A 22164-nucleotide genomic window follows, 5' to 3' on the forward strand; every position below is an offset into this window, starting at 1 on the left:
CATCGGTGTCAAGGGCACCATCATCACCACGGCCTGGGACGGCATCATTGCCGGCCTGCTCGCCAACAAATACGACACCGTCGTTGGCTCGATGACGATCACGCCTGAGCGTGAAAAGGTGGTCGATTTCGTCGGGCCTTACTACCACGCCGGCCGCGCCGTTTTCGTCAGCGAGCAGTCGAAAGTGCAGAGCCTCGACGAGCTCAAGGGCAAGACCATTGGCGTGACGCTGGGCGAGACGCATGAGAAATGGGCGCGCGAAAAGGGCGGCTGGGATATCCGTACCTACAAGGGCCTGCCGGAACTGCTGCTGGAACTGAGGGCCGGCCGCGTCGACGCGATAGTCGTCGACAACATTCCGGTCATGGTTGCCGTCAAGGAGACGGGCGAGAAGGTCCGCAAGCTCAACACGCCCGATATCGAAGGCGGCGCTGTTGCCATCGGCATCGGCATCCGCAAGGACAATCCGGAGCTCAAGGCTGCGATGCAGAAGGCGCTGGACGACATGCTGGCGGACGGCAGCTACGAAAAGATCTCGATGAAGTGGGTCGGCAGCGACATCCGCTGATCTCTCCTGGCTTCAGGCGACCAAAGCCGCCTGAAGCCGAGCGTTACTCCTGCTGGACCCTTTCATGGATTTCTCCTTGATGCAGCGCGTCTTCCCGTTCTTCGTGGAGGCCGCCTTAGTGACGATCGAGATCACGGTGTTGGCCCTGATCCTGGGCCTCGCGGCTGCTTCATTGGCCGCGGCCGCCAAGATGTCGAAATCGGCAATCCTGCGGACCATCGGCACGCTCTATGTCAGCCTGTTTCGCGGCACTCCGTGCCTGATCCAGCTCTTCGTGCTCTATTTCGGCGGCCCGCAGATCGGCATCAATCTGGAGCCGTTCGCCGCTGGCGTTATCGGCCTCGGTCTCAACATCGGCGCCTATATGGCGGAATCGATCCGTGGTGCGCTGGTCGCGGTCGACAGGGGCCAGACGGAGGCCGCCCGCACAATAGGCTTCAGCCGTTTCCAGACCTTGCGCAAGGTCGTGCTGCCGCAGGCCGCACGGCTGATGATCCGGCCGCTCGGGGTCAATACGGTTGCTTTGTTGAAGGGATCAGCACTTGTGTCGACCATTTCAGTCGTCGAACTGACCTACACCGCCCAGCGCTTCATCGGCTCCACCTACAAGCCGTTCGAGATATTCGGCGTTGCAGCCCTGCTCTACATGATCATGGTCTACGCGGTTGCGCGGGTCGTCGACCTGCTCGACAAACGCTTCGCCATCGTCTGACCGGAGAGCACGATGCAAGGTTTGGATTTCACCGTCGTCGCGCCCTACTGGGACCTTCTGTTGATTGGTGCCTGTTGGACGGGGGTGCTGACGGTCTCGGCGGGCGCGCTCAGCTTCGTCGGCGGCATCCTGTTCGCGGTCATCGTGCTCTACGCTCCGAAGATCGTCGCCTATCCCGTGCGCGCCCTCATGTGGGTGTTCATGGGTACGCCGCTGCTGTTGCAGCTGTTCCTGATCTATTTTGGCCTGGTGCAGATCGGCATCGACATTCCTGCCCTTGCCGCCGGCATTGTTGGGCTCGGCCTGCACTTTGCCGTCTACAATGCCGACATCATCCGCGCCGGCATCGTGGCCGTCGATGTCGGCCAGACGGAGGGTGCGCGCAGCATCGGCTTCGGCAAGTGGCAGACGCTGCGCCATGTCGTGATACCGCAAGCCATCCGCAACACGGCACCACCGATCGGCGGCAATCTGATCGCGCTGTTGAAGGAATCCTCGATCGTCTCGGTCATCGGCATCGCCGAGTTGGTCCATTCGGCCCAGCTGGCGATCAGCGAAACGTTCCGCCCGTTCGAGTTCTACATCACCGCAGCGGCGCTTTATTACATTCTCAATCTTGTGCTCGAGGCGGCTTTGCGTCGGTTTGAAAGACATGTGGAGGTTTCCCGATGAGCACGCAGCGGCCAATGGTCGAGGTTCGCGGCGCGCGCAAATCGTTTGGCGCCGTCGAGGTTCTCAAAGGCATAGGCCTGTCGGTCGATCGCGGGCAGATCGTCGCCATCATCGGCCCGAGTGGCTCCGGCAAGAGCACGCTGCTGCGCTCCATCAACCATTTGGAATCCCTGGACTCCGGTGAAGTCTGGCTCGACGGCGTGCAGGTCAACCAGAAGCTGCACGGCCATGCCTTCGAGCGGCACATCAACAAGGTGCGCCAGCAGATGGGCATGGTGTTTCAGCACTTCAATCTGTTCCCGCATCTGACCGTGATCGAGAACATTTGCATGGGACCGATCATCCTCAAAGGCATGACCAAAAGTGACGCGCATGCGCTGGCGCATAGCCTTTTGTCCAAGGTCGGGCTCGCCGACAAGATCGACGCCTACCCCTCGCGGCTTTCGGGCGGCCAGAAGCAGCGTGTGGCCATTGCCCGTGCGCTGGCGATGCAGCCCAAGGTGATGCTGTTCGACGAAGCCACCTCGGCGCTCGATCCGGAACTGGTCGACGAGGTCAACGCGGTGATGAAACAGCTTGCCGCCGAACACATGACCATGCTCATCGTAACGCATGAGATGCGCTTTGCCGGCGAAGTGGCCGACAGGGTGCTGTTCATGGATGGCGGCGTGATCGTCGAGGAAGGCCCGCCCGGCGACATGTTCCGCGCGCCGCAGAAGGACCGCACGCGCAGCTTCCTCAAGAAATATCTTTCCGCCTGAGGATGACCATGACCAGCCCAAACACGGAATTCCCCGATTTCGGACTGACGCCGGAGCAGCGCCGCCACGCGGTGCGCGGCCACTATTACGAGTGGCCAGGCATGGATGGCGAGCGCGGCGAGATCTGGTGCTACAGCGACCGGTTTTCCTATCGCGCCGGCGAAACGGTGGCTTTGCATGTCAGTTCGACAGCTGCGACGTTCGGCATCACAATCACCCGAGATGGCGGCAGCGAAAACAAAGTATTCGAGAAATCGGGCATCGCGGCACGCTGGCAGGACACACCCGACCAGTGTTCGGCTGAAGGCTGCGGTTGGGACCCATCCTTCGAATTTCGCGTCGGAGCGGGCTGGCCGTCCGGCGCCTATCGGGTCACGCTGACCGCCGACGGGCTCGACGGCAAGCCGATCCAATGCCACCATATTTTCATCGTCTGCCCGCAGCCGGGCCGCAAACCTGGCCGCGTGCTCCAGGTGGCGGCGACAGGCACATGGCTGGCCTACAACACTTGGGGCGGCTCCAACCACTATCAGGGCATCACCGGGCCGGATCGCAACCAGTATTCGCCCATCGTCTCGACGCAGCGCCCCTGGTGCCGTGGCTTCGTCGTGCTGCCCAAGGATGCGCCGCGTGTGCCGCTGGAGGTCGCTGTGCCGCCGAAGACCGTGCCGCGCTATCCGCACATGGAGTGGGCGCTCGCCACCGGCCATTCGAAGAAATACGCTTCGTCCGGCTGGGCCAGCTACGACAGCCATTTTTTCCGCTTCGCCGAGCGGGCCGGCTATCAAGTCGATCTCGCCAGCCAGCATGATCTGCATTTTTCGCCGGAAATTCTCGACGGCTATGACTGCGCCGTGTTCGTCGGCCATGACGAATACTGGACCTGGGAAATGCGCGATGCCGTCGACGCCTATGTCGAGCGCGGTGGCCATGCAGCGCGCTTTGCCGGCAATTTCATGTGGCAGACGCGGTTCGAAGACGAGGGCCGCCGGCAGGTCTGCTACAAATATCGCTCGCGTGCCGAAGATCCGGCCTATCTCCCAGACGGCGACGTCACCCGTGCCACCAATTCCTGGGAGGCGCCGGAAATCGGCCGGCCGGGTTCGGCGACCTTCGGGCTCAACGCGACGCGCGGTGTCTATGCCGGCTGGGGCGGCTGTGCACCGCGCGGCGTGCGTGGTTTCCCGGTCTACCGGCCCGAGCATTGGGCCTTCGCCGGCACCGGCATCTACTATGGCGACCTGCTGGGCGCCGACAGCCATGTCTATGGCTATGAGGTCGACGGGCTCGACTTCGAGGTACGCGGCGGCCTGCCCTACCCGACTGCGACCAGCGGCGCGCCAGATGGCCTGCAGGTTCTCGCCGTCGGCATGGCATCCCAGGTCGAGGAAAGCGCCGATATCCCGATCGAGGACCAGTTCCTCACCGACGAAGACGGCCGCTTCACCGCCGAAACGTTGTTTGGCGAGGCGAGCGACGCCAATCTGGAAAAGGTCAAACGCGGCAACGGCATGATCGTCAATTTCCCGCGCGGCAAGGGCGAGGTGTTCCATGCCGGAAGCTGCGAATGGGTCGCCGGCCTGCTAAGACAGGACCCGATGGTCGAACGCGTCACGAAAAATGTCCTCGATCGTTACCTCGGAAAGTCCTGACATGTCGAAAGTCCAATCCGCCGTTCAAGAAACCGAAGCCCGGCGAGACTCGCATCTGTTCTATATGTCCAGCCTGCGCCGGCCGCTGATCGACCGCGCCGAAGGCATCTACATGTGGACGCAGGACGGCCGCCGCTTCATCGATGGCTCGAGCGGCCCGATGGTGGCCAATATCGGCCATTCCAATCGCAATGTGCTCGACGCCATGAAGCGGCAGATGGACCGCGCCACCTTCGCCTATCGGCTGCATTTCGAGAACGAGCCGGCGGAGGAGTTGGCGCGGGAGTTGGCCGGCAAGCTGCCGGAGGGCATGGACCGCATCTTCTTCGTCTCCGGTGGCTCGGAGGCGACGGAATCCTGCATCAAGCTGGCGCGGCAATGGGCGGTCGCCACCGGCCAGGCCGGCCGCTGGAAGGTGATCACGCGTTTCCCCTCCTATCATGGCGGCACGCTGGGTTCGCTCTCGATCACCGGCGACGATGCGCTGGCCGAAACGTTCGAGCCGATGATGCGGGTGATGCCAACCGTGCCGGCGCCGAATGCCTGGCGCGACCGCGACAATCTCTCGATTGAGCAGCGCGGCATCCGCTATGCCGACATGCTGGAGGAGAAGATTCTTGCGGAAGGCCCGGACAGCGTGGTTGCCTTCATCATGGAGCCGATCGGCGGCGCTGCGACCTCAGCCCTGGTTGCGCCCGACAGCTACTATCCGCGCATCCGCGAGATCTGCGACCGCTACGGCATCCTGCTCATCCATGACGAAGTGATGAGCGGTGCCGGCCGCACCGGCAAATTCCTCGGCGGCGATCACTGGAACTGCAAGCCCGACATCGTCGCCCTGTCGAAGGGGCTGGGCTCCGGATATGCGCCGCTTGGCGCACTCGCCGCACCGATGCGGCTGGTGCAGCCGTTGCTCGCCTCCGGCGGCTTCCAGCACGGCCACACCTATGCCGGCAATCCGCTGGCCTGTGCCGCCGGCCTGGCTGTGCTCGGCGAAATGGACCGGCTCGACCTGATCGCCAATGCGGCAGCCATGGGCGACGTGCTGATGGACGGGCTTAAAGGCCTGGCGAAGCGGTTTCCGTTCCTTGCCGACGTGCGTGGCAAGGGCCTGCTCACCGGCGCCCAGATGGTCGCCGATCCCGAGACCCTAAAACCGATCGACCAGAACAAGAAAGCCACGCAGCGGCTGCTCGACCTCGCCTATGAACGCGGGCTGATCATCTATGGCCGCAGGGTCAAGGGCGGCGTCGACGGCGACAATTTCATGGTCGCGCCACCGATGATCGTCACGGCCGAGCAGGTCGGCGAGATCATCTCCATCATCGGTGACTCGCTGGAGGTTCTGGCCGCCGAGCTCGACCTGCCGGTCGGAGGCCAGGGGTAAGAAATGGCACCGCGAAAAGTCATCATCACCTGCGCCGTCACCGGCTCGGTGCACACGCCGTCCATGTCGCCCTATCTGCCGGTGACGCCGGACCAGATCGCCGCAGACGCGATCGCGGCGGCGGAAGCCGGCGCCTCGATCCTGCATCTGCACGCCCGCGACCCCAGAGATGGCCGCCCGACCGCCGATCCGGACGTCTACATGCAGTTCCTGCCGCGCATCAAGCAGGTGACCGATGCAGTGATCAACATCACCACCGGCGGCTCGTCGCTGATGACGCTGGACCAGCGGGTGGCAGCCCCTTTGCGGGCCGAACCCGAAATGTGCTCGCTCAACATGGGTTCGATGAATTTCGCGCTGTTCCCGATGCTCGACAAGCCGAGGGAATGGCAGCACGAATGGGAACCCAAGCTGCTGGAAGCCACCCGCGACACGATCTTCAAGAACACCTTCGCCGACATGGAGAGTGTGCTTGAGAGGTTGGGTAAGGGCTGCGGCACGCGCTTCGAATTCGAATGCTATGATGTCGGCCATCTCTATTCGCTGGCGCATTTTCGCGATCGGGGGTTGGTGTCGGGACCGCTGTTCATCCAATTCGTCCTTGGCATATTGGGCGGCATCGGCGCCGACCCGGACAATCTCGTCCACATGAAGCGGATCGCCGACAAATTGTTCGGCGACAGCTACCAGTTCTCGGTGCTCGCCGCCGGCCGCCAGCAGATGCCGCTGATCTCAATTGCAGCAGCCATGGGCGGCAATGTCCGTGTCGGGCTGGAGGACAGTCTCTATGACGGCCGCCAGCTGGCGAAATCCAATGCCGATCAGGTGCGCCGTATCCGTGGCATTCTCGACGGGCTGTCGCTGGAGGTTGCAACGCCCACCGAAGCGCGCGACATGCTGGCGCTCAAGGGCGGCGACCGGGTGGCGTTTTGAGATGCTGATCTGAGATGAACCTGCAATGATTGCCTCGCCCAAAATCCGCCTCCGCCCCGGCCGAGTGGAAGACGTCGAAACCATCCACGCCGCGATCCTGAAACTCGGCACGCATATCGGTGCGCCGGAGGAGATCATTTCGACAGCAGATGATTTGCGCACCTACGGCTTTGGTGAAAAGCCCGCTTTCTCCACCCTGATCGCCGAAGTGGGCGGCGAGTTTGCCGGTCTTTGCCTGCATTTCCCGATCTTTTCGACCTGGATGGGGCGGCCCGGCGTCTATGTGCAGGACCTCTATGTCGAGGATCGTTTTCGCGGCCGCAAGATCGGCGAGCGGCTGCTGCGGCGTGTTGCGGCGCAGTGCCGGAAGGAAGGCGGCGTCTATCTCCGGCTGTCCGTCGACACCGACAATGAAGGGGCCAAGGCCTTCTACGAGAGGCTGGGCATCGCCTGGTCGAGCTACGAACAGACCCAAAAAATCATCGGCGAGGCCTTCTTTGCTTTCGCCGACGCGCCGGAAAACGGGGATCAGGAATGAAAGCCTTCTATGCCGAGGAACAGAAGCGCCACGACCCCAGGGCCTTTCTTTCGAGCGGCGCGGCACAGCCCAATCCGGAAAAGCCGGAGCGCATCGAGAGATTGTTGGTCGGCGCACTATCTGCGGGTTGCACGATCGAGCGACCTCGGGATCATGGGCTCGGCCCGGCCGCGGCGGTGCACACGCCGGAATATCTGGATTTCCTCGAGCATATCTACGCGCGCTGGCAGCGCATCGAGGGCGCTTCGGCCGAAGTGATCCCGAACATCCATCCGATTGCGCGCAATGGCTCCTATCCGGCCTCGGCGGTCGGCCAGGCCGGCTATCACATGGCCGACACCGCCTGCCCGATCTCGGGCGAGACATGGCAGAGCGCGCTATGGAGCGCCTGGAGCGCGGTCGATGCGGCCGAGGCGGTGATATCAGGCGCACCGGCCGCCTACGCGCTGTGCCGCCCTCCCGGCCACCATGCCTTTGCCGATGTCGCCGGCGGCTTCTGTTTCATCAACAATTCGGCCGTCGCGGCGCAGGTTCTGCGCAAACAGGCCGCACGGGTGGCGATCCTCGATGTCGACCTGCATCACGGCAACGGCACGCAAGGCATCTTCTATGCACGGCCGGATGTGCTGACCGTCTCGCTGCACGCCGATCCGGTGCGCTTCTATCCGTTCTTCTGGGGTCATGCCGACGAGCGCGGCGAAGGGCCCGGCCTCGGCTATAATTTCAACCTGCCGCTGCCGCGCAAATCCGCGGACGCGGCGTTTCTCGAAGCGCTCGAGGCGGCCTTCCAGCGCATCCGTGCCTTTTCGCCGGACGCGCTGGTCGTGGCGCTCGGCCTCGACGCGTTCGAGGGCGATCCGTTCGGCGGACTTTCGGTGACGACGCCTGGCTTCTCGCGCATCGGCGAGGCTATCGCAAAGCTCGACCTGCCGACGGTCATCGTCCAGGAGGGCGGCTACCTCTGCGACAAACTCGGCGACAATCTCACCGCGTTCCTCACCGGCTTCGGCGGCAAGATGCGGTGAGTGCTCAAGCCAGCGTTAGGAGCGCTGCTGCCTGAGCATGGCGATGACCCGATGCACACTTTCCAGCGTTTCGTCGATTTCGGCTGCCGTGTTGTAGTGAGCAATGCCGATGCGCACGACGCCATGCTCGGCTGGAATGCCGAGCTGGTGGACGATCTCCCAGGCGTAGTTGTGACCGGACCACAGGAAGATGTTTTCGGCGTTCATCAGCCGTACGATCGTTTCGGGCACGATGCCATCGACGGTGAAGGAAACCGTCGGCACGCGATCGCCGAGCCGCTTCGGATCGGTGATGCCGTGGATGGTCAGGCCCTCGATATCGGACAGGCCGTCGATCAACTGTTGCGCCATCGGGTTTTCATAGGCGATCGAAACCGCAAACGCCTTGGCGATCTTGTGTCTTCTTGAACCGCCTTCGCCCGCCGCCGCGCCAAGGTCGGCAAAGTAGTCGACCGCGGCGGTGAGGCCGGCCATCAGCTCGATCTGCGGCGTGCCGAGTTCGAACCGCTCCGGCAGGCCATTCGACGAACAGCGGCATTTGTAGGGCTGCAAGTCATCGATGACATCACGGCGGCCCCACAATATGCCCATATGCGGGCCGAAGAATTTGTAGGCCGAGCAGATCAGGAAATCGCAGCCGAGCTCCTGCACGTCGATCAGCCCGTGCGGCGCGAATTGGACGGCATCGACATAGACCAGCGCACCGGCATTCCTGGCTATCGCAGTCAGCGCCTTCACCCGGTTGATCGAACCGGTCAAATTGCTGGCGTAGTTCAACGCGACCAGCCGTGTCTTCTCCGAAAGCAAGCCAGCCAGCGTCGCCTCCTCGACCTGCCAGCTGGTTTCGTCGAACGGCAGCCAGCGCACGACGAGGCCGTGATCCTCGGCCAGTTGCAGCCAGGGCGAGACGTTGCCCTCATGGTCCATGCGGGTGAGAATGATCTCGTCACCGGGCTGCATCGTGCGGCCGAGCGTGCGCGAGATGTGGTAGGTCAGCGTCGTCATGTTGGCGCCGATGATGATTTCCTCAGGGCTTGCGGCGCCGAGGAAATCGGCCATGGCCTCATGTGCCTCATCGACGACGGCCTGCGCGGCAATCGTCGTTTCGAAGTAGCCGCCAAGGTTCGCATTGGTGGTCAAGAGACAGCGCGATACCGCATCCGCCACTGCCTGTGGCACCTGCGTGCCGGCAGGGTTGTCGAGATAGATGCGGCGGCGGCCCTTGTCGGCCAGAGAGAGAGCGGGAAATTTTCCCCGGATAGCCTCGATCGGAAAATTCATTGCCGCCCTTCTCCCATTGTAATCATTGGATATTCGGCCAGCGATCCCCGTTCAAGGACAGGGATTGCCGACCCGCTGGTGGATCGCATCCACCGCCTTCTGCATTTCATCGGTCCAGACGACGTCGACGGAAGACAGCGCCATATCGAGCTGCGCAACGGTCGTCGCGCCGACGATGTTCGAGGTCACGAACGGCCGGCTCGAGACATAGGCGTTGGCAAACAGTGCCGGCTCCAGGCCAAAGGAGCGCGCCAGCTCGTTGTACTCAAGTTGCGCTTCGGCGGCACCTGGCGTCTCGTAGCGCTGGCCGCGGTTGAACAGCTGCGTGCGCGAGCCCTGAGGCCGCGCCCCGTGGTCGTACTTGCCGGTGAGATAGCCCTGCGCCAGCGGCGAATAGGGCAGCAGCGACACCTGCTCGCGCTCGCAGACCTCGGCGAGATTCACCTCGAAGGTGCGGTTGACGAGATTGTAGGCGTTCTGGATCGACGCGACGCGCGGGCCGATACCCTGGTCGGCTTCGGCAAGGAACCGCATCACGCCCCAGGAACTCTCGTTCGACAGGCCGAAATGCCGGATCTTTCCTGCCTTCACCAATTCGTCAAACACGGCAAGCGTCTCGGCGATCGGCGTTTCGCCGGCCGGTGCGCCGACGGAATCGGCGCGTGGCGACACGGCGCCGACGCGCGTCGGGTTGGCGCCCCAGGGGATATCCCGCTCCGGCCAGTGGATCTGATAGAGGTCGATGTAGTCGGTGCCGAGCTTGGCTAGCGACTTGTCGATGGCGTCAAAGATATCGGCGCGCACCAGTTGCGACGGCCTGTCGCCGCGAAACCAGCTGTTGGCCGTGCGGCCGACGACCTTCGAGGCCAAGATCACCTTGTCGCGGTTGCCCTTGGCCTTCATCCAGCTGCCGATGATCTTTTCGGTCCGCCCCTGCGTCTCCGCCTTGGGCGGGATCGGATAGAGCTCGGCAGTGTCGATGAAATTGACGCCGCGCGAGAAAGCCAGGTCCATCTGGGCGTGGCCTTCGGCCTCGGTGTTCTGCTGGCCCCAGGTCATGGAGCCCAGGCAGATCTGGGTAACAAGAAGATCAGTCCGACCGAGACGGCGTTTGTGCATGGAATTCGGCTCCGGAGGAAGGCTGGCGCGACTGCGCGGAGGAGCCGCATCTATAGGCAAAGCAGAGCCGCTCTCCAAGCCTCGCCAGGCCGACTTTTGCGTGAACCAGCCGGGTTAGCGGCGAGCACCGGCCAGTGCACGACGCTTGGCCTCGTCGATCAGCATGTTGGCCACTTGCATGCGGATCATGGCGCGCTGGCGCAAATGTGGGGCGACGCGGTCGGGATGGTTGGCAAAGGCAAAGCTGCGGCGCATACGGCCGAAATCGGCGACCTGCTTGGGCTGATTGAGGCCGAGTTCGACGGCGATGGCTTCGGGATCGATCGGCGGCAGTTTTTCCTCGGGCTTTGGCTCTTCGCCGGCGAGAACCAGCTTGGCATGATCGAGCAAAGCGGCGAATTCGGTCGCCAGATCCGCTCCCGCCTCGCGATATTCGGCAGCGGAAACCTTGATGCGGCCGGAATGGAGTTCATCGGCCACCGAAAGATAGTCGAACGGGATGGATGGACGAGCGCCGGCCGCTTCGCCCTCGCCATTCTTGTCGGGGGCGATGAAGAGGTCGTCGAGCAACGAAGCGAAATCCCGCTTGGCGCCAGTAGCGATGTCAGCCTCCCCCTCGCCCGACCATTCGGGTATCGAAGCATAGAACCGGCTCGTTAAAAATGCATGGCACCGATCTCAATGAATTTAGCCGTCGCCTCGTGGCAGCCATGCAGCCAGCATTCGAGGCTACGATGCGCGTCAGCAAAAGTTTCACCCGGTTGCGGAAAATGGCGAAAAAAATCGCCAAGACATGGCAGGTATGCAAATGCTGCACTGCACAATTGTCACGATTCACCTATATTGGCAGCCGTGGAGGACCAATTTGGGGCTTGAATCATGGGTTTCTTCACTGAAATGTTCGCCCGGCCTCGGCCACAGGAACATCTGAGATACCGCTCGGCGCTCGCGCTGCTTCATTCGATGAGCAATGCCGACCGCGCCGACATAGGGATCAAGCCGGCCGACTTCCCCCGCATCGCCCGCGAAATGTCCATTCGCTAGCTGCATCCGGTGTTCAGGATGTCCCGGATCGGTCCGGGACACCTCCAAAAAATTCAATTCCTTAGCGCGATCCCAGGAACGTCGCCTTGCCCAACGGTACGCCATTGTGGCGAAGGATGTCGTAAGCCGTGGTGAGATGGAAATAGAAGTTGGGCATGGCCACATGCAGCAGATACTGCAGGCCGGGCATCGAGCTTTCGCGTCCACCAAGCTTCAGCTCGATGATCTTGTCATCGGAGCCGTCGAATTCGGCAGCCGAAAATGTCGCGAGAAGGTCGAGCGTCTTCGTGATGCGAGCCTGGACATCGGCAAAACTCGCCTCATTGTCCTCGTATTTCGGCACTTCGCGGCCGGCGAGCCGTGACGGCGCGCCCTTGGCATGATCGGTGGCGATCTGCACCTGCCTGGTCAAGGCGAACATGTCCGGCGCCAGCCGCGCCGTCAAAAAAACCTGCGGCTCTATCTTGCGGTCCAGCGCATTCTGTTCGGCGGTCGCAAGAACATTGGAAAGCGCTTTCAGCCTGGCCGAAAACACCGGCACGGATGCCTCATACATCGATATCGTCACGTCAAATCTCCTGCCCGGCCCAGCGCCGGCGGACGCGACGTAGCGCCTTCGTGCAGGATTTTTCAAGGCCGCCGACGCCGCGTCACCACGTTGCCGCAATCGCCGTCGTAGAATCCTCTTATCGAGCGGAGGTTCCCGATGAGATGCGCCCTTTTCGCAGCGACTGCCTTTCTCTCCCTTGCCCCGATCGGTCAAACGACCTTGGCAGCCGAAGATGCCCCCGAAGCGCCCTATGTCGACGACCGGTCGAGCGCCGATGCTGTTGTTCGTTCGCTCTACAGCGCCATCACCCGGCACGAATTCGCCCGCGCCTGGGGGTATTTCGGCGATACAAAGCCGGCAAAGGATTTCGACAGTTTCGTCAAGGGCTATGACGGCACCGACAAGGTCGAGGTCTTGACCGGGGCGGTTTCCGACGAAGGTGCGGCCGGCAGCATTTTCTACAACGTGCCCGTCGCCATCCGCGCCACCGACAAGAGCGGCGGCGAAAAGGTTTTTGCCGGCTGCTACACGCTGCGCCAGGTGAATGCCCAGATCCAGGCGGAGCCACCCTTCGATCCGATCCACATCGAGAATGGGGCACTGAAACCCTCCACCGCCGATTTCGAGGAGGCGCTGCCGCCAAGCTGCGGCGACGGGCCGCCGCCACCGAAGAAGGACACTGCGCTGGAGCAGGCAAAGAAGGCGTTTCTGGCAACCTATGGCGGCCAGTGCGACAAACAGTTCCTGGCCGACGAGCCAACGGTCTTTTCAATCAAATACAAGGACAAGGATGCGCAGCCCGGCGACCCCGACAAGGAGACGCGGCTGTTTCATTTTTCCTGCTCGGCCGCCGCCTACAATGAAAGCTCGGTCTATTATATGACCGACGAGATATCGGCCGTGCAGCAATTGCAATTCGCCGAACCCAAGATGGACATCCGCTACGAGAACAATGACAGCAACGGCAAATTGCTGGGCATGAGCATCGTCGGTTTCCAGACGTCCGGCTGGGCGGTCAATTCCGACTACGACGAGGCCACCCAGACGATCACCACGTTCAACAAGTGGCGCGGGGTCGGCGATGCTTCCGACGCCGGCACGTATCTGTTCCGCAACGGCAATTTCTCGCTGGTCCAGTACGACGTCGATGCATCCTATGACGGCGAGCAAAATCCCGAGACTGTCGTCGACTACAACACTGCGCCTTGAGCATCACACGAGCTTGTAGGCTGTGTCGATCAGGGCGCCTTCGACAGCATCCAGTTGAGCGTGCCGCGCCAGTCGGTCATGCGGATCGGGGTGCCATGGGTACCGGTCTCGAAACGAACGAAACGGGTCGGGTAAGTCTTCGATTTGGCCAGGATCGAGCGAAAGAATGCCTCCTGATTTGCCACTGGGAAGACCACGTCGTGACTGCCCTGGCCGAAAAAGACCGGCACACGGCGCTTGAATGCTGGGCTGGTGAAAAAGCTCTCATCCCAGAGCGAGCCGAGCAGCAGCAGGCCGTTGATGCGGCCGCCCATGTCCTTGCGCGCGGCAAGCTTCCAGCACAGCGCGCCGCCCATCGAGCCGCAGGCGACGAAGATCTTCGCGCCTGGCGACCGTTCGGCATAATGACCGATCAGCGCCGCCACCTGCGCCGCTCCCTTGTCGCCGAAATCGGTAAAATCCGGACTGAGATAGAGGCCGCCATTGCCGGCCATCAGGTTCTTGAGCCGGTTGAAATTGCCGCCGAAGGTGAAGTCGTCGACACCTTGCTTGCGGCTGCCGCCCTGCCCGTGCAGGTAAAGCACGATGATGCCGGCGCCCTCGGTCTTGCCGACGGCGACATGCCTGATATCGCCGGCGTCGGTTTTCAGCAACAGATCCTGCTGCACCTTGCGCACGCTGGCGTCGGTATATTGGGCGTTCACCCGCCGCTCGGGCACCTGGTCACGCTGGTTGATGTCGCGCATCTCGCGGTAGTCGATGACCGTGTAGGCGCCGTTGCTGTCGGACGACAGCGTGGGCGGATAGGCGAAGAGATCGTCCTTGAAGGGTTTTAGGGACAGCGTCTGACTTTGCGCGGCCGAAGACAGCAACGCGGTCGTGACTGCAAAGGCACAGAAAATTTGGCGGCGAAAAGACATACCCAAGGCATGCGTAATTCGGCTTGGGTTTGTCAATCCTGCAGCACGCCGCCGGCGCCTTCCAGCGCCTCGCGCGTGTCGACATCGACAGACGCCGCCGCGCCGATCTCGACATCGATGACATCGAGCCCTTCGGTCTCGACCAGATGGCGTGCACCGGTGTCGCCCTCCAGATGGGCGATCGCCGGAAACAGCGAACGCGGCAACAGCACCGGATTGCCGCGCTTGCCGTCATGCGAAGCGCGGACCACCGCATTGCCGCCGCCCTTGCGGAACGCATCGATCAATCTGTCGAGATCGTGGGACGTGATATCGGGCATGTCGCCGAGCACGATCATCACACCGGCGGAGTCCTCCGGCAGATAGGCAATGCCGGCCTTCAGCGACGTGGACAAGCCGTCGGTAAAATCAGGATTGTGCGCGAAGGTCACGTCGAGGCCCGCCAGCGCAGCGCGCACCCGCTCGCGCTGGTGGCCGGTGACAACGACAGTTCTGGACGCCTTCGAGCCAAGCGCCCGCTCGGCGGTGCGGCGCACCAGCGGCTTGCCGTCGAACAGCGCCAGCAGCTTGTTCGGCCCGCCCATGCGGCTCGACCGGCCGGCCGCCAGCAGCACGATGCCGACCTTCAGTTGAGATTTGGCCGGCAGCGGTTCGCGCGGCTGCGGCCGTGTGGGGATTTCCATCAACAGCCCGCCGACCCCCATGCCGGCAATATCCCTGGCGGTCACGTCGAGACCGGCGATCAATCGGTCCAGCACCCAATCGAACCCGTTCTCCTTGGGGCTGCGGGCGCAGCCGGGCGCGCCGATGACGTGCTTGCCGCCGAGCGTACCGAGCACCAGCAGATTGCCGGGATCGACCGGCATACCGGCGCGGACGACGGTACCGCCCGCTTTCTCGATCGCCGCGGGAATGACATCGGCGAAATCGCTCATCGCCGAGGCGCCGAAGATCACCACCATGTCATTGTCGCGCACCAGGGAAGCCGTGGCCTCCGCCACCGGCGCGATCTCATGCGCCGTGCGGCGCTCGGCCGTCAGCCTGCCGCCGGTGCGCGCCAGCCGCGCTTCGGTGACGCGCAGCGTCTTGTCGAGCACGGAAGGCTTGATGCCCGGCAGAACCGTCTGGATGACGCCGACACGCACGGGCCGGTAGGCATTGACGGCAAAGATCTCGCCTGCAGCGCAGATTTCTGTCGCAGCGTCGACCGGCGCTGAACCGACCGCGAAGGGAATGATCTTCACCGTCGCGACCATCTGGCCTTTCTCGACCGGCGCATGCTGCGCCAGCGTGGCGATGGTGATGGCGGGATCGATGGCATTGATGGCGTCGATGGCAGCGGCATCGACCGTGAAGATGCCCGGCGCCTTGGCGTGGAGGTTGACCCGCCCGGTCGCGGCAGGCTTGGCTTCGATGCCGCGAAAGGCCATGCTCCCGGCAATCGTTTGCGCGGCCGCATCCTCGCCGAGGTCGTCCTCAGCCAGAACAGCCGCAACGACCTCGGAAACACCGGCAGTCCGTAGCAGCGCCACATCTTCGGCGCTCAGCCTATGCGCCTTGCGGAAGCGGCGTTCACCAGCGGTGGTGGAGTGTGCCAGCACCGCGCCTTCCGCCGTCTCGATCGGGATCGGTCCGAATTTCACGCCGCCGCACCTTTTGCGTCCAGCCCGCGCGAGCGGAAGGCATGGATCGCCTGGGCCAACACCGCAACAGCAATCTCTCCCGGGCTGGCAGCACCAATATCGAGCCCGATCGGCGCATGGATACGGGCGATCTGGTCGGCGCTCGCGCCCAGCGCCAGCAAACGTTCGACACGCTTGGCATGCGTCTTCCTGCTGCCGAGCGCGCCGACATAGAAGCAGTTGGCGTCTAGTGCTGCCTTCAGGGCGAAATCATCGACCTTCGGATCATGGGTGACGGCGGCAAGTGCGGTGTAGCTGTCGAGCGGCTGACGCTTCAGCACATCCTCCGGCCATTCGGCATGAAGCGCCACATCGGGAAAGCGATCCGGCGTGGCGAAAGCGGTGCGGGGGTCGATGATCTCCACGGGATAGCCGGCGATCTTCGCCATCGGCGCCAGCGCCTGGCTGATATGGACAGCGCCAATCACGACCAGACGCGGCTGCGGCAGATGCGCGTTGAGAAAGAAAGTCCGCCCCTCGGCTTCGACCGAACCGGAATTACCGGTGCGAAACGCCCTGGCGATCGCGGTTCCGAGATCGCCGGCGACGTGATCGCCCTCGCGCACGATCCGGTCGCGGCCGTCACCGAGATCGGTGACAAGGATCGCCGCACGGCGGGCGCGTCGTTCGGCGTTCAAAGTTTTTAAGGCGTAGGGATCCATCAGGAAATCTCTTGTCCGAGCATCATCTTGTCCAAAAACCGGGTCCCACTTTTTGGGATCATGCTCTAGCCCAGTCTTTCCACGTACACCTTGATGCGGCCGCCACAGGACAAGCCCACTTGCCATGCGGTTTCGTCGGCAACACCGAACTCCAGCATCCTGGCCTTGCCGCTGTCGATGACGTCGATGGCCTCGCTGACCACAGCGCCTTCGACGCAGCCGCCCGAGACGGAGCCATGGAAATTGCCGTGTGCGTCGATGACCAGATGGCTGCCTACAGGTCGGGGCGCCGAACCCCAGGTCTCGACCACTGTCGCGATGGCCACGTCCTTGCCGTCCTTCATCCAGCCCTCCGCAATGATCAGCGGGTCGCGGGCCTCATCCAGATAAATGCTGTTTTCCATGACCGTTTCTCCAGAAGTCTGTTTTTCTCGGGATCTGTTTTCCGGATGGGAAGGATATGGTTATGCGGCGCGCCTCGCGCCAGCTTCCAGCCATCGGCGCGGATCGACGGATTGTGCCGACTTCTTGTCCAATGACGCGCAGAGATCGGCGAGCGCATCGAGATTGTGCACCGAGCGGAACTCGTCGACATGCGGCAGCATCGCCTTGACGCCACGGGCGCGCGCCTGGAAGCCGTCGAAGCGCAGCAACGGGTTCAGCCAGATCAGCCGCCGGCAGGATTTGTGCAGGCGCTCCATCTCCTCCGACAGGCCGGCGACATCGTCGCGCTCCAGCCCATCTGTGATCAGAAGCACGACCGCCCCCTGCCCCAGCACGCGACGCGACCATATCAGGTTGAACTCGGCCAGCGTGTCGCCGATGCGGGTGCCACCCGACCAGTCCATGACCGCCGCCGAACAGTCGGCAAGGGCTGCATCCGGGTCGCGATGGCGCATCTGCCGCGTCAGATTGGTCAGCCGGGTACCGAAGACGAAGGTGTGCACGCGACGCCTTTTTTCCGTCAGCGCATGCAGGAAATGCAGGAAAATCCGCGTGTACTGGCTCATCGAGCCGGAAATGTCGGCCAACACGACCAGCGGCGGATGAACCTCGCGGGCTGAGCGGAATTTCGGCAGGATCAGTTCGCCGCCGGTGCGCGCGGCCGAACGCATCATGGCGCGCGGATCGATGCGGCGGCCATGCGCATCGGCCTTGAAGCGCCGCGTCCGCACCATGTCGAAAGGCAACCGCAACTGCGCGATCGCCTTCTTGGCGTCGGCCATCTCGGCGGCGTTCATCTGGGCAAAATCCTTGGCCCGCAGCACCTCGTTGCCGGAAAAGGTGAAGCGGGCGTCGACCTCGATCTCGGGAATTTCCTGTGGCGGCTGGTTCTTCTGGTGTCCCTCGAACATCGCCTGGCTGACCCGGTTTTCAGCGGCGCGTGGCTTCTGCTTTTCCCTGGTGTCGGGCGCCACCGGCGAAAACATCGCCAGCATCTTTTCGATCAGTTCGCGCGACTTCCAGAACAGCCGGAAGGCCTCGTCGAAAATGGCGTGATCCTCATGCCGCGACACCAGCACGGCGTGCAGCGTCCAGTAGAAATCGTCGCGCGAACCGATGCCCGCGGCGAGCACCGCCTCGATGGCGTCCTTGACCGAGGCCGGCCCGACCCGCATGCCCGCCTTGCGCAAGGTGCGGGCAAAATAGACGATGTTGTCGGCGATCCGCCCGTGCGGCATGGCCTCTTTTGGCTCGGGGCGCGGCATCGCCTACTCCGCCGCCGAAAGCTCGGCCTTCACCTCGTTGAGGATGCGCCGGCCTTCGCCCTGTTCGATGCGGGCAATGTCGTCCTGGTATTTCAACAGCACGCCGATCGTATCGGAGACGGTTTCCGGATCGAGCGCCACCTTGTCGAGCTCGGTCAGCGCGCCGGCCCAGTCGATGGTTTCGGCGACACCCGGCACCTTGAACAGCTCGATCTGGCGCAGCTTCTGGATGAAGGAGACCACTTCGGCCGAAAGGCGCTGGTTGGCCTGCGGCACCTTGCGGCGCACGATCTCCAACTCGCGCTCGGCATTGGGATAGTCGACCCAGTGATAGAGGCAGCGCCGCTTCAGCGCGTCGTGGATCTCACGGGTGCGGTTGGTGGTGATGATGACGATCGGCGGCTCTTCCGCCTTGATGGTGCCGAGCTCGGGCACCGTCACCTGGAAGTCGGACAGGATTTCGAGCAGGAAGGCCTCGAACGCCTCGTCGGTGCGGTCGAGCTCATCGATCAGGAAAACCGGGGCAGCCCCCGCCTTGCCGGTCAGCGCATCGAGCACCGGGCGGCGGATCAGGTATTTTTCGGAGAAGACGTTGCGCTCCATGGCGGAGCGCTCGACCTTGCCGGCCGCCTCCTCCATGCGGATCTCGATCATCTGCGCGGCGTAGTTCCACTCGTAGACGGCGGACGAGACGTCAAGGCCTTCATAGCATTGCAGGCGGATCAGCCGGCGGCCGAGCGCCTGTGCCAACACCTTGGCGATCTCGGTCTTGCCGACACCGGCCTCGCCCTCAAGGAAAAGCGGCCGCTTCATACGCAACGACAGGAACAGTACGGTCGCCAGCGACCGGTCCGCCACATAGTCCGCACCGGTCAGGAGATCGAGCGTCTCGTCGATCGTCCGTGGCGCGGCGCGCGGTTTCAGCTCGGTCATTCTTTCTCCGTGAACGCCGCCGCTCCGCTTTCCAGTACGTGGTAGCCGCGGGCGTGATAGATCAGCGGCCGCAAATTATCGCCCATCCGCAGGCCTGTCACCTTGCCAAAAAGCACACGATGGGTGGCCAGGTCCTTGGTATCGATCAATTCGCAGTCGAACACGGCGAGCGCACCCTTCAGCGTCGGCGCGCCGGTGGAGATCACGTCCCATTCGCCGAGCGCGAAGCGCTCCTCGACCGGCAAGCCGGTGATTCCGGAAAAGCCGACTGACAGCGGCTCCTGGTGGGAAGCCAGGGTGTTCAAGGCAAACCTGCCGTTTTTCACGAACGGTTCGTTCTTGGGATTTTCGCGATTGAGACAGACCAGAATGGTCGGCGGGGTGTCCGAAACCGAGCAGGCCGCGATCACCGTCGCGCCGCGCTTGCCGGCCGGCCCGTCGGTGGTGACCACATGGACGTGGCCGGCAAAGTGGCTCATCGCGTCGCGATAGGCCTGCGGCCCAATGTCGTTCTTCTTCAGCACCGTATTTTTTCCATTGTCAGGATCCAATCGACATATATGGCCAGACATAGCCCGCCACAAGCGAAGTGCCTGAGCCATATCCCGAAATTCGCGTGTTGCACCAAGGCCGGGCAGCCTTTAGGTCTTGGCGGCAACAGTGCCGGAAGCATAGGACCGGCCCGGAGGATCCCATCGCTCGAATGCGACCCTGGACAAGAACAATAGCGGCGCTGTTCTGGCTGTTCCTGGCCAGTGGTGCGGATGCCCGGACGCTGCTGGTCGGCGTCTCGGCGCCCCTGTCGGGACCATCGGCCATTCTCGGCAAGCAGATCGAGGCCGGTACCGGTATGGCCGCCGAAGCGGACGGCATCGAACTCAAGACCGTGGATGACGCCTGCACCGCCGATGGCGGCGCTGCCGCGGCCAGGGAATTCGCAGCCGTCAAGGTCAATATCGTGGTCGGCTTTCTCTGCACCGAGGCGATCGAGGCGGCGATGCCGATCCTGAAGGACGCCAACATTCCGGTCATCACCATTGGCGTGCGAACCGAAAGCCTGACCGACCGCCGCGCCAAGACCGGCTGGCCGGTCTATCGCCTCGGACCACGCGGCGACGATGAGCGCAATGCGGTCGCGTCAGCCCTCACCCGCCTGTGGCAAAACGAATTGTTCGCCATTATCGACGACGGCACCATCTACGGCCGTGAAATCGCCGAGACGTTGCGGGCAGCGGCCGAACAGGCAGCGCTGAAACCTGTGTTCGTCGACACGTTCCGGCCCCAGCTCGACAATCAGATCGGCATGATCGGTCGGCTGAAGAAGGCCGGCGCGACGCATGTCTTTGCCGGCGGCGATGGCGACGACATCGCCATCATGGGCCGCGATGCCGCACAGCTTCAGGCGGGCATCGTCTTTGCCGGCGGCGAGAATCTGCGCACGCCGCCCGGCGACGTGCCCTATTCCTTGGGCACACTGATGATCGCACCGCCGGAATGGGCCGATGTCGCCGATCCAAAAGTGCTGGCGGCTTTTGCCGCGCAGAAAGTCGTGCCCGACGGCTATACGCTGCCGGCCTTTGCGGCGGTCGAAATCGCCAAGGCAGCGTCGGGCTTGTCCGAAAGCTCGGGCAAACCACTGACCGAAGCTCTGACCGGACAGGATTTCACCACGGCGATCGGGCCGATCCGGTTTGATGCGAAAGGCGATCTCAGCCGGAGCCCCTACCGCCTCTTCCGCTTCGATGGCACGCGCTTTGCGCCCTTGGAAAGCAACTGATGTTTCGCACCGGCCCACGCAACCTGATCACCGACGTTGCCGGCCTGCGCGTCGGCAATGCGTCCGACGCCAGGCTGAAATCCGGGGTAACGACCGTGCTTTGCGATGCGTCCACAGTGGCCGGCGTTCAGATCCTGGGCGGTGCGCCGGGCACCCGCGAGACCGACCTGCTCGAACCGCACAATTCCGTCGATGTGGTGCACGCCGTGGTGCTTTCGGGCGGCTCGGCTTTCGGCCTCGACGCAGCTTCCGGCGTGCAGGCGGCGTTGCGTGAACGCGGCATCGGCCTCGAGGTCGGCGGTTTTCGCGTTCCGATCGTGCCGTCGGCGATCCTGTTCGACCTGCACAATGGCGGCGACAAGGATTGGGGCCGTTATCCGCCCTACCGCGAGCTTGGCTATGAAGCCGCGCAAACCGCCACCGCCGATTTCCAACTCGGCAGCATCGGCGCCGGCACCGGCGCGCTCACTTCGGGGCTGAAAGGCGGCCTCGGCTCCGCCTCGACGCTGCTCGACAATGGCGTCACCATCGGCGCGCTGGCCGCCGTCAATCCGACCGGTTCGGTGACCACAGGCCGAACCCGCCATTTCTGGGCGGCACCGTTCGAAATCGGCGACGAATTCGGTGGGCTTGGCTATCCCTCGCCGATGCCTGACGAGGCGAAACGGATTCTTTTGAAGTACCGCGACAAACATTTTGGCCGGCAGACGGAGACCGGCGGCAACACCACCATCGCCGTCATTGCCACCGATGCGGTGCTCACAAAGGCTGCCGCCAAGCGCCTGGCGATGTCGGCGCATGATGGATTCGTGCGCGCCATCTGGCCGACGCACACGCCGGCCGATGGCGACCTTGTGTTCGCGCTGGCGACCGGCACGAGCGGTATCGAACTCTCCGCCGATGCAGCAATCGATCTCTGCGCCGCCGCCGGCGCCACCATGGCGCGCGCCATCAGCCGAGGCGTCTATGCCGCGACACCTGCCGAAAACGATCTGTTTCCGGTCTGGTCGTCACGCATGAAGTGAAGTGA

The 22164-nt window shown here is 63.3% G+C and carries 24 protein-coding genes; 13 read left to right on the forward strand and 11 right to left on the reverse strand.

What is annotated here, in order from left to right; all coding sequences use genetic code 11:
- From EN949_RS11985 to EN949_RS12025, 9 genes are all read left to right on the forward strand, one after another.
- The coding region (locus EN949_RS11985) for a transporter substrate-binding domain-containing protein (RefSeq protein WP_127371695.1) at window positions 1–568 on the forward strand (568 nt) is incomplete at its 5' end.
- A 64-nt stretch (window positions 569–632) separates the two neighbouring features.
- A complete protein-coding gene (locus tag EN949_RS11990; RefSeq protein WP_063171988.1) occupies window positions 633–1280 on the forward strand; it encodes an amino acid ABC transporter permease in 648 nt (215 codons plus the stop codon).
- 12 nt (window positions 1281–1292) lie between these two features.
- Window positions 1293–1952, forward strand: coding sequence for an amino acid ABC transporter permease (locus EN949_RS11995; protein WP_064995378.1), 660 nt, complete (start codon window positions 1293–1295; stop codon window positions 1950–1952).
- Complete coding sequence (locus EN949_RS12000; RefSeq protein ID WP_127367581.1) at window positions 1949–2713, forward strand: amino acid ABC transporter ATP-binding protein; 765 nt, start codon at window positions 1949–1951, stop codon at window positions 2711–2713. Before EN949_RS11995 ends, EN949_RS12000 begins: the two co-directional genes overlap by 4 nt.
- 8 nt (window positions 2714–2721) lie before the next feature.
- A complete protein-coding gene (locus EN949_RS12005; protein WP_127370924.1) occupies window positions 2722–4365 on the forward strand; it encodes a N,N-dimethylformamidase beta subunit family domain-containing protein in 1644 nt (547 codons plus the stop codon).
- Window position 4366: 1 nt separating this feature from the next.
- The gene (locus EN949_RS12010) at window positions 4367–5752 is read left to right on the forward strand and encodes an aspartate aminotransferase family protein (protein ID WP_127367289.1); all 1386 of its coding nucleotides are present in this window, start codon (window positions 4367–4369) and stop codon (window positions 5750–5752) included.
- Between the two features lie 3 nt (window positions 5753–5755).
- Window positions 5756–6685, forward strand: a complete 930-nt coding sequence (locus tag EN949_RS12015; protein WP_127367288.1) for a 3-keto-5-aminohexanoate cleavage protein — start codon at window positions 5756–5758, stop codon at window positions 6683–6685.
- Window positions 6686–6710: 25 nt separating this feature from the next.
- A complete protein-coding gene (locus EN949_RS12020) occupies window positions 6711–7223 on the forward strand; it encodes a GNAT family N-acetyltransferase (protein WP_013532101.1) in 513 nt (170 codons plus the stop codon).
- The gene (locus EN949_RS12025) at window positions 7220–8248 is read left to right on the forward strand and encodes a histone deacetylase family protein (RefSeq protein ID WP_127370923.1); all 1029 of its coding nucleotides are present in this window, start codon (window positions 7220–7222) and stop codon (window positions 8246–8248) included. The genes EN949_RS12020 and EN949_RS12025 overlap by 4 nt, the downstream gene beginning before the upstream one ends.
- A 15-nt stretch (window positions 8249–8263) precedes the next feature.
- Here the strand turns inward: EN949_RS12025 and EN949_RS12030 are convergent, their stop codons facing one another.
- From EN949_RS12030 to EN949_RS12040, 3 genes are all read right to left on the reverse strand, one after another.
- Entirely contained in the window at window positions 8264–9529 is a 1266-nt protein-coding gene (locus EN949_RS12030) for a cysteine desulfurase-like protein (protein ID WP_127366401.1), read from the reverse strand.
- A gap of 51 nt (window positions 9530–9580) precedes the next feature.
- Window positions 9581–10648, reverse strand: coding sequence for an aldo/keto reductase (locus EN949_RS12035; RefSeq protein WP_013532104.1), 1068 nt, complete (start codon window positions 10646–10648; stop codon window positions 9581–9583).
- A 114-nt stretch (window positions 10649–10762) separates the two neighbouring features.
- The gene (locus EN949_RS12040; protein WP_013532105.1) at window positions 10763–11218 is read right to left on the reverse strand and encodes a hypothetical protein; all 456 of its coding nucleotides are present in this window, start codon (window positions 11216–11218) and stop codon (window positions 10763–10765) included.
- A gap of 309 nt (window positions 11219–11527) precedes the next feature.
- Between EN949_RS12040 and EN949_RS12045 the strand changes: the two genes are divergently transcribed.
- Window positions 11528–11692: a hypothetical protein gene (locus EN949_RS12045; protein ID WP_023810361.1), complete on the forward strand. Its 165-nt coding sequence runs from the start codon at window positions 11528–11530 to the stop codon at window positions 11690–11692.
- Between the two features lie 61 nt (window positions 11693–11753).
- Here EN949_RS12045 and EN949_RS12050 read toward each other — a convergent pair whose 3' ends face one another.
- Entirely contained in the window at window positions 11754–12260 is a 507-nt protein-coding gene (locus EN949_RS12050) for a DUF1993 family protein (protein ID WP_127366402.1), read from the reverse strand.
- A 138-nt stretch (window positions 12261–12398) separates the two neighbouring features.
- Here EN949_RS12050 and EN949_RS12055 point away from each other — a divergent pair, with 138 nt between their 5' ends.
- Entirely contained in the window at window positions 12399–13451 is a 1053-nt protein-coding gene (locus EN949_RS12055) for a DUF1176 domain-containing protein (protein WP_127370921.1), read from the forward strand.
- A gap of 29 nt (window positions 13452–13480) precedes the next feature.
- Here the strand turns inward: EN949_RS12055 and EN949_RS12060 are convergent, their stop codons facing one another.
- From EN949_RS12060 to EN949_RS12090, 7 genes are all read right to left on the reverse strand, one after another.
- Entirely contained in the window at window positions 13481–14371 is an 891-nt protein-coding gene (locus tag EN949_RS12060; RefSeq protein ID WP_127367631.1) for an alpha/beta hydrolase, read from the reverse strand.
- Between the two features lie 32 nt (window positions 14372–14403).
- Window positions 14404–16014 (reverse strand): molybdopterin-binding/glycosyltransferase family 2 protein, encoded by a 1611-nt coding sequence (locus EN949_RS12065; protein WP_127371696.1) that lies wholly within the window; start codon window positions 16012–16014, stop codon window positions 14404–14406.
- Window positions 16011–16715, reverse strand: a complete 705-nt coding sequence (locus EN949_RS12070) for an XdhC family protein (RefSeq protein WP_013532111.1) — start codon at window positions 16713–16715, stop codon at window positions 16011–16013. The genes EN949_RS12065 and EN949_RS12070 overlap by 4 nt, the downstream gene beginning before the upstream one ends.
- A gap of 65 nt (window positions 16716–16780) precedes the next feature.
- Entirely contained in the window at window positions 16781–17119 is a 339-nt protein-coding gene (locus EN949_RS12075) for an XdhC family protein (RefSeq protein ID WP_063167827.1), read from the reverse strand.
- Window positions 17120–17179: 60 nt separating this feature from the next.
- The gene (locus tag EN949_RS12080) at window positions 17180–18424 is read right to left on the reverse strand and encodes a VWA domain-containing protein (RefSeq protein ID WP_024504342.1); all 1245 of its coding nucleotides are present in this window, start codon (window positions 18422–18424) and stop codon (window positions 17180–17182) included.
- Between the two features lie 3 nt (window positions 18425–18427).
- Entirely contained in the window at window positions 18428–19357 is a 930-nt protein-coding gene (locus EN949_RS12085; RefSeq protein WP_013532114.1) for a MoxR family ATPase, read from the reverse strand.
- A complete protein-coding gene (locus EN949_RS12090; protein WP_013532115.1) occupies window positions 19354–19881 on the reverse strand; it encodes a flavin reductase in 528 nt (175 codons plus the stop codon). The genes EN949_RS12085 and EN949_RS12090 overlap by 4 nt, the downstream gene beginning before the upstream one ends.
- A 179-nt stretch (window positions 19882–20060) precedes the next feature.
- On the opposite strand from EN949_RS12090, the gene EN949_RS12095 reads away from it, so the two are divergent.
- Window positions 20061–21134 (forward strand): ABC transporter substrate-binding protein, encoded by a 1074-nt coding sequence (locus tag EN949_RS12095; RefSeq protein WP_127366369.1) that lies wholly within the window; start codon window positions 20061–20063, stop codon window positions 21132–21134.
- A complete protein-coding gene (locus tag EN949_RS12100) occupies window positions 21134–22159 on the forward strand; it encodes a P1 family peptidase (protein WP_127366370.1) in 1026 nt (341 codons plus the stop codon). Before EN949_RS12095 ends, EN949_RS12100 begins: the two co-directional genes overlap by 1 nt.
- Window positions 22160–22164: the final 5 nt, after the last annotated feature.

It is taken from the genome of Mesorhizobium sp. M7A.F.Ca.US.007.01.2.1 (assembly GCF_003998165.1).
GTDB classification, from domain to species: Bacteria; Pseudomonadota; Alphaproteobacteria; order Rhizobiales; family Rhizobiaceae; genus Mesorhizobium; species Mesorhizobium ciceri.

Bases quoted from the DNA above. Each gene is read 5' to 3' on its own strand.
- EN949_RS11990 (WP_063171988.1), top strand. From the start codon at position 633: ATGGATTTCTCCTTGATGCAGCGCGTCTTCCCGTTCTTCGTGGAGGCC.
- EN949_RS11995 (WP_064995378.1), top strand. From the start codon at position 1,293: ATGCAAGGTTTGGATTTCACCGTCGTCGCGCCCTACTGGGACCTTCTG.
- EN949_RS12000 (WP_127367581.1), top strand. From the start codon at position 1,949: ATGAGCACGCAGCGGCCAATGGTCGAGGTTCGCGGCGCGCGCAAATCG.
- EN949_RS12005 (WP_127370924.1), top strand. From the start codon at position 2,722: ATGACCAGCCCAAACACGGAATTCCCCGATTTCGGACTGACGCCGGAG.
- EN949_RS12010 (WP_127367289.1), top strand. From the start codon at position 4,367: ATGTCGAAAGTCCAATCCGCCGTTCAAGAAACCGAAGCCCGGCGAGAC.
- EN949_RS12015 (WP_127367288.1), top strand. From the start codon at position 5,756: ATGGCACCGCGAAAAGTCATCATCACCTGCGCCGTCACCGGCTCGGTG.
- EN949_RS12020 (WP_013532101.1), top strand. From the start codon at position 6,711: ATGATTGCCTCGCCCAAAATCCGCCTCCGCCCCGGCCGAGTGGAAGAC.
- EN949_RS12025 (WP_127370923.1), top strand. From the start codon at position 7,220: ATGAAAGCCTTCTATGCCGAGGAACAGAAGCGCCACGACCCCAGGGCC.
- EN949_RS12030 (WP_127366401.1), bottom strand. From the start codon at position 9,529: ATGAATTTTCCGATCGAGGCTATCCGGGGAAAATTTCCCGCTCTCTCT.
- EN949_RS12035 (WP_013532104.1), bottom strand. From the start codon at position 10,648: ATGCACAAACGCCGTCTCGGTCGGACTGATCTTCTTGTTACCCAGATC.
- EN949_RS12045 (WP_023810361.1), top strand. From the start codon at position 11,528: ATGGGTTTCTTCACTGAAATGTTCGCCCGGCCTCGGCCACAGGAACAT.
- EN949_RS12055 (WP_127370921.1), top strand. From the start codon at position 12,399: ATGAGATGCGCCCTTTTCGCAGCGACTGCCTTTCTCTCCCTTGCCCCG.
- EN949_RS12060 (WP_127367631.1), bottom strand. From the start codon at position 14,371: ATGTCTTTTCGCCGCCAAATTTTCTGTGCCTTTGCAGTCACGACCGCG.
- EN949_RS12070 (WP_013532111.1), bottom strand. From the start codon at position 16,715: ATGGATCCCTACGCCTTAAAAACTTTGAACGCCGAACGACGCGCCCGC.
- EN949_RS12075 (WP_063167827.1), bottom strand. From the start codon at position 17,119: ATGGAAAACAGCATTTATCTGGATGAGGCCCGCGACCCGCTGATCATT.
- EN949_RS12080 (WP_024504342.1), bottom strand. From the start codon at position 18,424: ATGCCGCGCCCCGAGCCAAAAGAGGCCATGCCGCACGGGCGGATCGCC.
- EN949_RS12085 (WP_013532114.1), bottom strand. From the start codon at position 19,357: ATGACCGAGCTGAAACCGCGCGCCGCGCCACGGACGATCGACGAGACG.
- EN949_RS12095 (WP_127366369.1), top strand. From the start codon at position 20,061: ATGCGACCCTGGACAAGAACAATAGCGGCGCTGTTCTGGCTGTTCCTG.
- EN949_RS12100 (WP_127366370.1), top strand. From the start codon at position 21,134: ATGTTTCGCACCGGCCCACGCAACCTGATCACCGACGTTGCCGGCCTG.